Annotated in this window: 11 protein-coding genes; 4 read left to right on the forward strand and 7 right to left on the reverse strand. The window is 39.2% G+C overall.

From position 1 onward, the window contains the following. Positions 1-197: 197 nt before the first annotated feature. The 4 genes from PVK70_RS10675 to PVK70_RS10690 all read right to left on the reverse strand — a co-directional run bounded on the left by PVK70_RS10675 (position 198) and on the right by PVK70_RS10690 (position 6,399). Positions 198-1,364 carry a cupin domain-containing protein gene (locus tag PVK70_RS10675; RefSeq protein ID WP_165367180.1) on the reverse strand — a complete coding sequence of 389 codons (1,167 nt, stop codon included), beginning with the start codon at positions 1,362-1,364 and terminating at the stop codon, positions 198-200. 65 nt (positions 1,365-1,429) lie between these two features. Continuing rightward, positions 1,430-2,167: a pyruvate formate lyase 1-activating protein gene (pflA, locus tag PVK70_RS10680; protein WP_130047447.1), complete on the reverse strand. Its 738-nt coding sequence runs from the start codon at positions 2,165-2,167 to the stop codon at positions 1,430-1,432. Positions 2,168-2,328: 161 nt separating this feature from the next. After that, a complete protein-coding gene (pflB, locus tag PVK70_RS10685; protein ID WP_130045550.1) occupies positions 2,329-4,605 on the reverse strand; it encodes a formate C-acetyltransferase in 2,277 nt (758 codons plus the stop codon). Positions 4,606-4,890: 285 nt separating this feature from the next. After that, on the reverse strand, positions 4,891-6,399 hold the full coding sequence (locus PVK70_RS10690) for a DUF3360 family protein (RefSeq protein ID WP_130045551.1): 1,509 nt from the start codon (positions 6,397-6,399) through the stop codon (positions 4,891-4,893). 610 nt (positions 6,400-7,009) lie between these two features. On the opposite strand from PVK70_RS10690, the gene PVK70_RS10695 reads away from it, so the two are divergent. The 4 genes from PVK70_RS10695 (at position 7,010) to PVK70_RS10710 (ending at position 10,188) form a co-directional block, all read left to right on the forward strand. Beyond that, positions 7,010-7,780 carry an ABC transporter ATP-binding protein gene (locus PVK70_RS10695; protein WP_130045552.1) on the forward strand — a complete coding sequence of 257 codons (771 nt, stop codon included), beginning with the start codon at positions 7,010-7,012 and terminating at the stop codon, positions 7,778-7,780. Between the two features lie 75 nt (positions 7,781-7,855). After that, the gene (locus tag PVK70_RS10700; protein WP_130047448.1) at positions 7,856-8,632 is read left to right on the forward strand and encodes an ABC transporter substrate-binding protein; all 777 of its coding nucleotides are present in this window, start codon (positions 7,856-7,858) and stop codon (positions 8,630-8,632) included. 135 nt (positions 8,633-8,767) lie between these two features. Beyond that, positions 8,768-9,508 carry an ABC transporter permease gene (locus PVK70_RS10705; RefSeq protein ID WP_130047449.1) on the forward strand — a complete coding sequence of 247 codons (741 nt, stop codon included), beginning with the start codon at positions 8,768-8,770 and terminating at the stop codon, positions 9,506-9,508. A 2-nt stretch (positions 9,509-9,510) separates the two neighbouring features. Continuing rightward, positions 9,511-10,188: an ABC transporter permease gene (locus PVK70_RS10710; protein WP_130045555.1), complete on the forward strand. Its 678-nt coding sequence runs from the start codon at positions 9,511-9,513 to the stop codon at positions 10,186-10,188. A 338-nt stretch (positions 10,189-10,526) separates the two neighbouring features. Here the strand turns inward: PVK70_RS10710 and grxB are convergent, their stop codons facing one another. From grxB to PVK70_RS10725, 3 genes are all read right to left on the reverse strand, one after another. Beyond that, on the reverse strand, positions 10,527-11,177 hold the full coding sequence (gene grxB, locus PVK70_RS10715) for a glutaredoxin 2 (RefSeq protein WP_130047450.1): 651 nt from the start codon (positions 11,175-11,177) through the stop codon (positions 10,527-10,529). A gap of 56 nt (positions 11,178-11,233) precedes the next feature. After that, positions 11,234-12,040: an exodeoxyribonuclease III gene (gene xthA, locus PVK70_RS10720; RefSeq protein WP_130047451.1), complete on the reverse strand. Its 807-nt coding sequence runs from the start codon at positions 12,038-12,040 to the stop codon at positions 11,234-11,236. An 87-nt stretch (positions 12,041-12,127) separates the two neighbouring features. Then, positions 12,128-12,316 carry a hypothetical protein gene (locus tag PVK70_RS10725; protein ID WP_130047452.1) on the reverse strand — a complete coding sequence of 63 codons (189 nt, stop codon included), beginning with the start codon at positions 12,314-12,316 and terminating at the stop codon, positions 12,128-12,130. Positions 12,317-12,534: the final 218 nt, after the last annotated feature.

The raw sequence follows: 12,534 nt of genomic DNA on the forward strand, positions 1-12,534 counted from the left end.
GCGATAATCTATTTATATCGCGCTTTTTTTATGTCTATACCAATCTACATAAGTATTTGATCATTCTTACTTGTTAAAATCGATTATATCTGCGTTATAATTTTTGTAATTAGATCCACTAGTTACTGCAATTTATGCCTTGCTCTAATCGATTTTTCTTACGCAATTATCTGAACAACTACTTATCCAGAATGGTATTATTCTGCTTCGCCGTCAATGTCAGCAAACCAGTAACCGATATTTACAAATTGCAGTAAATTAGCCACTGAATGTGGATCTTGCAATAAACCCTCAATATCGAGTTGTGTGAATTCTGACGTTTCACATAAAGCAATCACATCATTTTTTACGCTTAAAGGGAAAACATAGCTTTCACCATCAATATAAAGCGTCATGTTATCTTCACATGTTTCGATTTCATGATAGAAAGCTCGAATTCCAGCGACTTTAATCAGAGCTTGACCTGACTGTAAATAGCTAATTAATTCCTCAGTTGTCCATTTTTCAGAATCAGGAAGGATATTTAAATGATGGCGTGAATTACTTAAATATTCACCCATAAATTGCTTTAGCGTTTGTTCATCCGACATAGCATTTAACATCATTGCTTTTAAATCTTCAAAGCTCTGCGTGCTAATTTCAGTACCGTGACTTTGCGCTTGAAGATCTGGATTGTGGTAATGCACGTCACCTTTGTCATTCTCAATAATGAAGTCAGCAAAGTTACTCACTAGCTCTTGTTCTTTTGGTGAACGAAAACCTGCAGAATAACTCATTGATGGCTCTAATGCATAACCGTCATGTGGGAAGCCTGGTGGGATATAAAGAATATCACCAGGTTCTAAGATTTGATCGATAATAGGGTCAAAACCCGTGATTTGTTTTAGTGCACTATGGCGGTGTTCTTCTTGATATTCGCCAATATCGCCAACTCGCCAGTGGCGTTTCCCTTGACCTTGAATGATAAATACATCGTATTGGTCAATGTGTGGACCTACGCCACCATCAGGTACTGAATAGCTGATCATGATGTCATCAAATAACCAGTTTGGCATTTGTTTGAATGGCTTGAATAGTTCAGCCGCACCTTCGTGCCAGTGGTTAGCCGCTTGAACAATAATAGACCAATTGGTTTCACCAAGCGTATTGAACAGTTCTTCGCTTAATGGGCCGTGTTCCGCTTTCCATTCGTTGTTTAAGTTGGAAACAAAGCGAGAATCCACATCATTTTCTAGCGTTAAGCCAGCGAGTTCCTCAGGTGTAACAGGATCTTGAAAGTTTTCAAAACCGCCTTTGATAATGACGGGTTTCTTTTGCCAATATTCAGCAAGGAATTCTTTTAACGAAAAGCTTAATTGATACATAATTGTTTCCAATAAAAATGCCCGATAGTCGGGCATTTAAAATAAATGTAAAGTGAAAGTAGAGCTTAGAATTTCACGTTATTATGGTATTGGCTCAGGATCTCTACCATTTTTTCCATGGTTTCTTTAGAAGGAGGATTAACCCCTTCAAGAGGGTAATCAAGTCCCATAGCTTGCCATTTGTGGGCACCTAATTGGTGGTATGGAAGCAGCTCTATTTTCTCAATGTTGTCCATGTCTTTAATGAACTCACCAAGTAGATGAGCGGATTCTTCATCATCAGTGTAACCTGGGACAATAACGTAACGGATCCATGTTTTTTGGCCGATTTTATGTAAATAACGAGCAAAATCAAGAACTCGAGTATTAGATACGCCAATAAACTCTTTATGAATATCATCTTTCATTTGTTTTAGATCAAGCATAACAAGATCTGAAACTTCTAATACTTCATCAATCACATCAGTGTGTTTACGAATGTAGCCATTCGTATCTAGGCAGGTATGCATACCTTCGGCTTGTGCAGCACGGAAGAAGTCACGTACAAACTCAGGTTGAAGCATTGCTTCGCCACCAGAGCAGGTAATGCCGCCGCCAGATGCTTTCATAAAGTGACGATAGCTTTTGGCTTCTTCAATTAATTCAGTAACGGTAACTTCTTTACCTTCATGCGTGTCCCAAGTATCGCGGTTATGGCAATACATACAACGCATTAAACAACCTTGTAAAAAGATGATAAAGCGAATACCTGGACCATCAACGGTACCACAAGATTCAAAAGAGTGAATACGACCTACAGACATGACGACATTTCTCCGAACTATAATTATGTGGCCATTTTATTACACTTTGAACCAATTAAGTAGGGCAAACCAGAGAGAAATAGGGGGAATTATGAGGAAAGTGGAAATAAAAAAGCCCCACCAAAATGGCAGGGCTTAATGCTACTTAATTAACGCTGAAATTATAGAGTTTCAGTGAAAGTACGTGCGATTACGTCTTTTTGTTGTTCAGTAGTTAGAGAGTTAAAACGCACAGCGTAACCCGATACACGGATAGTCAGTTGTGGGTAGTTCTCTGGGTGCTTAACTGCGTCTTCTAGAGTTTCACGGTTAAGAACGTTTACGTTAAGGTGTTGACCACCCTCTACGTTAGCTTCGTGGTGGAAGTAACCATCCATTAGGCCAGCAAGGTTAGAACGACGGTTGTCATCGTCTTTACCTAGTGCGTTAGGAACGATAGAGAATGTGTAAGAGATACCATCTTGTGCATCAGCAAACGGTAGTTTACCTACTGAAGTTAGAGATGCTACAGCACCTTTCTCATCACGGCCGTGCATTGGGTTAGCACCAGGAGCAAAAGGAGCACCTGCTTGACGACCATCTGGCGTGTTACCAGTTTTCTTACCGTATACAACGTTAGATGTAATAGTAAGAATTGATTGAGTAGGGATAGCGTTACGGTACATTTTAAGCTTACGGATTTTACCCATGAACGTAGAAACTAGTTCACATGCGATATCATCAACGCGAGCGTCGTTGTTACCAAATTTAGGGTAATCACCTTCGATGTCGAAATCGATAGCGATGCCATCTTCGTCACGAATTGGTTTAACTGTAGCGTATTTGATTGCAGCTAGAGAATCGGCAGCAACAGATAGACCAGCAATACCACAAGCCATTGTACGACGAACGTCACGGTCATGAAGAGCCATTAGAGACGCTTCGTAGCTGTACTTGTCGTGCATGTAGTGGATAGAGTTCAATGCTGTAACGTATTGAGTTGCTAACCAATCCATGAAGTGATCTAGACGATCCATTACTTTAGCGTAATCAAGAACTTCATCAGTCATTGGCGCTTCTTTAGGGCCAACTTGGATTTTTAGCTTCTCATCAACACCGCCGTTGATTGCGTAAAGCATCGTTTTCGCAAGGTTAGCACGAGCACCGAAGAACTGCATTTGCTTACCAACGATCATTGGAGATACACAACAAGCGATTGCGTAGTCATCTGATGCTAGGTCAGGACGCATTAGGTCATCATTTTCGTACTGGATAGAAGAAGTATCGATAGATACTTTCGCACAGAAACGTTTGAAGCCGTCAGGCAGTTGCTCAGACCAAAGAACCGTGATGTTTGGCTCTGGAGAAGGACCCATTGTGTAAAGGCTGTTTAGGAAACGGAAGTTAGTACGTGTAACTAGAGTACGACCGTCAAGACCCATACCACCCATAGATTCTGTAGCCCAGATTGGGTCACCAGAGAATAGTTCATCGTATTCAGGAGTACGTAGGAAACGAACCATACGTAGCTTCATTACGAAATGGTCGATCATTTCTTGAGCTTGTTCTTCAGTTAGAAGACCAGCGTCGATATCACGTTGGATGTAGATGTCTAGGAAAGTCGAAGTACGACCTAGAGACATTGCAGCACCGTTTTGAGATTTAACAGCAGCTAGGTAGCCGAAGTAAGTCCACTGAATTGCTTCTTGTGCAGTAGTTGCTGGCTCAGAGATATCACAACCGTATTTAGCTGCCATAACTTTGATTTGACCTAGAGCACGGTGTTGCTCAGCAATTTCTTCACGAAGTTGCATTGTTGCAGTTAGATCTTCGCCTTTTTCAAAACGTTCTTGTAAAGAAGCGAATTGAGCTAGTTTGTCTTTGATTAGGAAATCAATACCGTAAAGTGCAACACGACGGTAATCACCAATGATACGACCACGGCCGTATGCATCAGGAAGACCAGTTAGAACACCTGATTTACGACAGTTTAGGATGTCTTTAGTGTAGATATCGAAAACACCAGCATTGTGTGTTTTGCGGTACTCAGAGTAGATTTTTGAAACCATAGGATCAAGTTCGCGATCGTATGCTTTACAAGAACCTTCAACCATACGCACACCGCCGTTAGGGATGATTGCACGTTTTAGAGGCGCTTCTGTTTGAAGACCAACGATTGTTTCAAGGTCTTTTTCAATGTAACCCGCATCGTGAGATGTGATGGTAGAGATAACTGAAGTATCAAAATCAACAGGTGCGTGAGTTGCGTTTTCCTGTTTGATGCCTTCCATTACTTTAGCCCAAAGCTTGTTAGTTGCTTCAGTACCTTCAGAAACTAGGAATTCTTCGTCACCTTCATAAGGTGCATAGTTCTTTTGGATGAAATCGCGAACGTTAACTTCGTTTTGCCACTCACCGTCTGCAAAACCTGTCCAAGCTTTAGCAAATTGCTCTGCCATGATATACCTACCTTTTTAGTAGAAAAAATACGTACTATTCATAATGGGCTTGAGCTGCCCACATCCTCGTTAGAGGTAAAACAGTACACTCAATTTAATAACAATATAAATGATTATAAAATTTAGCCTATAAGCATTTATATTGCGACTAACCGTTCGATTTTTCAATACTACCTTAAACTTTTTTTGTAAACCTTAAACTAAATCAATAAATCTTCAATTTTTTTAATAAAATGGGGTAATTTATTTTATTACCCCATAAGTATTATACGTGAGGTGTCACTATTATAGTAGTGCCTTGATGCCGTATTGACCTTCAAGCATGCCAACTGCAAGCATTGCAATTAAACAAATTACTAATACACCGCCAGGAATAACGATACGGTCAACAAAAGAAAGAGTCTTAGGACGTTCCTTATCACCAATCAAACCGTTGTTATCAAGAAGCATAGTCATAGCCCAAGCTAAAACTGGGTTCGCTACTGCTGCGGCAAAGATACAAATACCTGCAGATTGTGCGTCTTTGTTCTCTTTAACCATTTGAACGCCGGCTTCAAGCATTGGTAAGAATACACCAACTAATAGAGCCATACACATTACTGGTGGCCAAACTGCAACATCCATAGGGAAGCCAAGGATAGCAATAATCATTACGATTGTACCAAGAAGGATAGCACCACCTGGGATCGGACGCTTAGCAATTGCTGCTGGGATCATATATGTACCCCAAGAAGATGTGATATTACCACCACCAACTGCAGTACCTACCATTTGACGGATAGAACACATAGTCATAGTATCATCAACGTCCATTAGTACTTTTTCAGTACGACGAGGGTAGTTTAGTTCTTGGAAGATACGGTGACCAAGGAAATCAGGTGACCACATTGCAACCGCTAGGATAGCAAAAGGTAGAGAAGCTAAGAAGTGCTGCAGGTTTGGTAAACCAAGCATCCAACCTTCTTCAGTTGAACCCCACCAGTAAACAGGGTTTAGGTTAGGGATACCCATCTCAGTTTCAAATTTAAGATCAAAACCAGCACCAAGAGCAAGTGCAACTGCTAAACCAGCAAACGCACAAGCAGGGATTGCTAACCAGCGTTTGTTAATACGAGCAAGATAAGCGTATAGAACAATGTTTACTGCTAATACGATTAAACCAATGTAGCCTAACTCGCCTTCAAGACCAGTAGACCAAGCTTGTATATTGCTAATCTGACCCATTGCTCCACTGAAGCCAAGGAAGACAAGAAGACCACCAGCAACCCCTTCAGAGGTTAAGTTGACTAACTTGGAACCGCCTTTGAAATAACTCAATAGTAAGCCGAATACACCTAATAAAATGGCAAGAGCAAGAGGGTGTGCACCAGCTAACGCGATCGCACCGATAAGTGGGATCATTGGGCCATGGTTACCTGCAAGGTTAGCGCGAGGGTTAAAGAAACCAGAGGCTAGAATACAGAATAAAAAAGCAGGGATAAGCATTTCTACACGAGCAACTTCAATGGCAAATTCTTTACCTAAGTTGATGTGTGGCCATGCTTGAGTAAGGCCATCAGCCCAAGACATCATTACCGCAGAGTACATTGCAATGATGCCGATAGTTCCGGCTAAAGCAGGAACAAGATCTTCAAGTTCAAAGCGGAAGTCACGACCAGGTAGGTTTAAACCAAAGCGGCGTGGTTTCATAATTTGCAGTTCATGATCTAGGTAATCTGAACGGCTATCGAACTCAGAAGCTGGGCGATGTAACTCGCTATAGCTCTTTTCGTTCTGCTCTTTGTCTATAGACATAGAATCCTCATAATAGAATTTTAAGTATTAAAAAATCAATAAGTAGATATTGATGTTGTTCTTGTTATTTTCGCCGAGTGTAGCACACGAAAATTAAGCCAATGATTGATCTTGATCACTATATAATTGTATATGAAAGAAAACTACAAAATGAGATAGTTAATACTTTGGTGTTATTGTGTTAATGATAGAGTTGTTATTAAATTTATCCTTTAATAACAGCCCTCTACAGTGTTTTTGATGCATTTTATCAATGGTATCAACAATATTGAACTTGTTAATAATTCTTAATAAAAAACAAATTATAGCAGTAATTCGTTTACATGTAGTACATATACTATGTGCTAGTTTTACTGTACTTAAACATAAATACACAGAAAATAAATGTTTTAATATTGTTAATGTGAAATTGAATAGAAATTGTAAAATAACGGCCAAAAGTGAATGACATTCTTTTAAAATTAAATTTAAATTTTTCTCGCGTCTGATTTTTGTTCGTTATTCATACTTTGGTTAATAAATTGTTGCTTGTGATAATTTTGAGTGTTAAATTCTAAGAATAAAGTGAAAAGCAAACGATTAATGTGTATTGAATTAGGAGTTATGGCGCATGAAGGATGCTGTCGCGCTAGAAGTGAAAGACTTACATAAACATTTTGGACAAAATGAAGTATTAAAAGGTATTTCCCTAGAGGCTAATAAGGGTGATGTAATCTCAATTATTGGCTCATCTGGTTCAGGTAAGAGTACCTTCCTGCGTTGTATCAACTTACTTGAAACACCAACTCATGGCGAAATTTGGGTTAATGGTGAATTGATTGAGATGAAAAACAATCGTTTAGGTGAAGCAATCCCCTCCAATGAAAAACAAGTTCAACGAATACGCTCACGTCTTGCTATGGTTTTTCAAGGCTTTAACCTATGGTCACACATGACGGTGTTACAAAATGTAATCGAAGCACCAATACATGTTTTGGGTGTGCCGAAAGCCGAAGCTATTGAAAAAGCGGAACAACTTTTAAAACAAGTCGGTCTTTACGAGCGTAGGGACTATTACCCTGGGCACTTATCAGGAGGGCAACAGCAACGTGCAGCAATAGCACGAGCATTAGCGGTAGATCCTGAAGTGATGTTATTTGATGAACCAACTTCAGCACTTGATCCTGAGTTGGTTGGTGAAGTTCTTGGGGTTATGCGAGATCTTGCTGAAGAAGGCCGAACTATGTTGGTAGTGACGCATGAAATGGCGTTTGCACGAGATGTTTCTAATCATGTGATGTTTTTACATCAGGGTTTAGTAGAAGAGCAGGGCGATCCCGCTAAGCTATTTACTAATCCAGAATCAGATCGTTTAAAGCAGTTTATCTCATCTATCTATTAGAAATCGATAGATGCTGAGTAATATAAAGAAACACAGCTTATAAATATAAAAATCGTTAGTTACAGGAGCAAGGAAATGAAAAAGTGGTTATTAGCAGCCGTTGTGGCATCTACAGCAGTCACTGGTGCAGCTCAAGCAAAAGAATGGAAGCAAATTCGATTTGGTATTGAAGGAGCATATCCTCCTTTTAGTTGGACTGAGCCTTCAGGTGAACTAAAAGGGTTTGATGTTGATATGGCAAATGCCTTATGCAAAGAGATGGAAGCGCGCTGTAAAATCGTAGCGCAAGATTGGGATGGCATTATTCCATCATTGCTGGCTCGTAAATACGATGCGATTATCGCAGCTATGTCGATTACTGAAGAACGTAAAAAGAAAATTGATTTCACAGAAAAATACGCACTGATCCCAAATAAATTTGTCGCTAAGAAAGGCACTGATTTAGTCATGACTAAAGAGGGTCTTAAAGGCGTCACTGTTGGTGTTCAGCGTGCGACAACGCACGACAAATACTTAACTGATAACTTTGGTAAAGGTGTTGATCTTAAACGTTACGGCTCATTTGATGAAGCGTATTTGGATCTAAAAGCAGGTCGTATTGATACGGTTCTTGGTGATGCATCTGCATTAGAAGAAGGTCTTCTTAATAAGCCAGGTGGCAAAGCCTATGAGTTTGTTGGTCCATCATTAACCGACCCAAAATGGTTTGGCGATGGTTTTGGTATTGCAACTCGTAAGCAAGATAAAGATTTAACTAAGCAGCTGAATGCAGCAATTCAATCTTTACGTGAAAAGGGTATTTATCAAGAGATTGCAGCTAAATACTTTAACTATGATGTTTATGGTGAATAAAAGCCAATAGGTAAGCATAAAAAGGGAAGAGGCAATAGCTTTGTCTCTTCCACTATTTCTAATAGTTATATTTATACCAATAGAGGACAATTATTTTTATTGGTTTAAGTATTAAAGCGAAAGCTTGGAAGCAGTATGTTAGATTTACAAGGATATGAATCCTCCATCTTAGACGGAGCAATGGTTACGCTTCAAGTAGCTATACTGTCTCTTATCTTAGCAGTTTTCTTCGGTCTATTAGGGGCGCTCGCTAAAATGGCACCTTATCGTTGGGCTAGAGGTATTGCTACTATCTATACTATGGTTGTTCGTGGTATCCCTGATCTTGTTTTGATGATGCTGTTATTTTTTGGCGGTCAAATGCTGCTTAATAATGGGTTATACGCAACTAATGAATGGATTAATGAGTGGATGACCAACTCTAATCCTGACCATGAATGGATATCTTACCTTCCAGATTATATTGAAATCAGTCCGTTTATTGCAGGTATTTTAACTATTGGTTTTATCTTTGGTGCTTACATGGCTGAAACATTTCGCGGTGCGATTATGGCGGTTGACCGTGGTGAAATGGAAGCTGCAAAAGCGTATGGAATGAGTGGAGCGATGGCTTTTCGTCGTATCCTCTTTCCTCAAATGCTTCGCCACGCCTTACCGGGTTTTGGTAATAATTGGTTAGTTTTATTAAAAACTACTGCGCTAGTTTCAATTATTGGTTTAGAAGACATGGTTCGAGTCAGCTCAATGGCTGCTGGTACGACTAAAATGCCATTTACTTTCTATATGTCCGTCGCGTGTATTTTCTTACTATTTACTGCTATATCAACAGGTGCTTTAAAACTTGTTGAGCGTAAATTCAGCATTCATATGAGGTAAGCATGGATTTTTCAATCATTATTGAGAGCCTACCTGTGTATTTAGAAGGGCTTTGGACTACGGTTTGGTTAGTGACTCTTTCTCTTATTGTTGGCTTATGTATTGCTGTCCCTTCAGCAATAGCAAGAAACAGTAATAATCCATTAATTTGGGTGCCCGCGTGGGCGTATATTTACTTTTTCCGTGGGACACCATTACTTATTCAGCTATACCTAATTTATTATGGGATGGATCAGTTTTTTCCCGTGAAAGATACACTATGGGAGCACGCATCATTTTGTGCTTTAGTGGCATTTGCATTAAATACGGGTGCATATACAGCTGAAATTGTTCGTGGTTCAATTAATGGATTACCACAAGGTGAGATAGAAGCAGCAAAAGCGTATGGAATGAGTCAATTTCAGACCTATAAACGTATTATTTTACCAAGTGCTTTGCGTAGAGCGCTTCCCGCTTACAGTAATGAAGTGATCTTTATGCTCCATGGTTCAGCGATTGCAGGTATCGTTACTTTAATGGATTTAACAGGCGCAGCTCGCTTAGTGAATTCACGATACTACGCGCCATTTGAGTCATATATAGCGGCTGGTTTATTCTATATGTGCTTAACGTTTATTATCATTTTTGTATTTAAGCAATTAGAAACTCGACTGCTTAGATTTATGAGGCCGTTAAGTTAATTGTATTTAAACACAGAAAAAAGAGCACAAGATGTGTTCTTTTTTTATTCATATTAATCCGTGGTATAAGAGTAAATCGCATAAGTATATAGTCAGATATTTATCCAGATAGATATCATGATAGTATGGTCAGATTATACTTTTGAGGTGGTGGTTATGGGGTTATCGTTTTTATTGGTGAGACTAGTTAAATTAGCGATTATCTGTGCTGTATTTTTAAGCGTTTTTGATTTTATTGAGCATGGCGAAATTCTTTGGTACCAACGTTGGTTCTAAGTATAAAAAAGAGCACTGTCCTGTGCTCTTTTTTACTTTATAACCACTAATTAAAATGATGACTATATTGCGTCATTTAAAAATAAATTAACACCAGTCAGTTCACTAACCTCATCAAGATAATTCTTTAAATGAGGTGGGAAGTCTAATCCTTTAACGACAGTTAAATTACGAATAAATGGGAAAAAGTTAATATCATCCCATGTGATTTTATTGCCTTTTTCTGATGGTAGCGTAATGAAATTAACATCAACCAATAATGGATTTAATTGTTTAATATAATCATCACTTTGAGCTAGCGCTTGCTCAAAGGGCATACCAATAAACGCTTCTTTTTTCTCTGTATACCAAGTAATTGCTTCAGGTCGTTGAAACTCTTGTAAATTTAGTTGAGTCCAGCGAGGGAAGGTAAGATTAAAGAATAAAGGACGAGCTGTATCTAACCACTCAGAAATCTCATCGGCGTGAGTCGCTTGCTCAATAACAGAGTGATGATCGTGCTTATCCAGAAACTCTGCGATATCCAAGCTTTCCGCCATGTAGCTGCCGTCTTCTTTCTCTAAAATAGGTACCATGTTTGCACCGACTTTCTCAATTCGGCTATCTACATCATCATTCTGCATATAGATGAATTCAATAGGCTGATTTTTAATACCAGCAACCATTTTAGCTTTCATACAAAACGGACAATGTTCAAATAAGAATAATTTCATACTACTTCCTTATTAAAAAAGCCCCACGCTAGAATATAAGGTAGGGCTTTAAATCGTTATTTAAATGTAGACCAGATTGGGGCGTGATCAGACGGTTTTTCAATGCCACGTAGTTCGTAATCAATACCCGACTCTGTGCATTTAGCTGCAAGTGTTGGTGTAGCCATTACCACATCAATACGAAGGCCACGGTTATCAACAAAGCCTTTAGAGCGGTAATCAAACCATGAGTACTGATCGGTCACTTCTGGATGAAGGTTACGGAAGGTGTCTTCAAAACCCCAGTCTTTTAATGTTTGTAACCATTCACGCTCTTCTGGCTGGAATGAACACTTACCTGTTTTTAACCAGCGCTTCGCATTTGGTTCACCAATACCAATATCTGAATCTATAGGGCTGATATTAATGTCACCCATAATGATCAGTTCTTCATCGCTCTTATGGTGAGTGTTTAGGTGAGTCATGAGATCTTTATAGAACTGGCGTTTGTACGGGAATTTAGTTTCATGCTTGATGTTATCACCCTGTGGGAAATAACCATTCATAACCGTGAATTGTGAGCCATCTTCACGTTGATGTGTTGTCATGATCATACGTTTTTGATGTTCTTCGGTATCCGTATCAAACCCATACTGAACAGAGATAGGCTCTTGTTTACATAGCATAGCAACACCGTAATGTGCTTTTTGGCCATGGAAGTACACTTTATAGCCCATCGCCTCGACGGCTTCGACAGGGAACATTTCGTTATGTACTTTGATCTCTTGAAGACCAATAACGTCAGGGTTGTGTTTATCAATAATCGCTTGAAGTTGATGAAGGCGAGCACGGAGGCCATTTATGTTGAATGAGATTACTTTCATTATGGTTAAAGTCCTTGTTTTTATTTTGAATCCTATGAAGAAAGGATCTTTTAATACAACGATATTACCATTAATTTGATAGATAAGTTAATTCATTAACTTAGCCGTAGGCTTGCATGTCTCACAGTGCCATGTGCATTTCTGTTGTCCAAAGCCCGCTTTTATCCATGCCATTGTTACGCTAGTCGATGGGTTACAAAGAGCCTCTTTATTACATAAGCTACAGGTTTTCCATTGTGAAGGCTCTTGCTGCTTTTGAGTTTGTGCTATGTGCATTTTAATGCCTCTATTTATATTATCGAAAACAAGGTAACTGTATATTTGAACAGTGGTTTTGGCAAGAAATAAAAAGGGAATCAGACGTTTTATTTCTTACAGACACAAAAAAAAGCCAATTCATTTCTGAATTGGCTTTTCGATCTCTTACGAGATAAATAATGGTGGAGGGGGACGGATTCGAACCATCGAAGCTTTCGCGGCAGATTTACAGTCTG

It is taken from the genome of Aliivibrio sp. A6, from assembly GCF_028765505.1.
GTDB lineage: Bacteria > Pseudomonadota > Gammaproteobacteria > Enterobacterales > Vibrionaceae > Aliivibrio > Aliivibrio finisterrensis_A.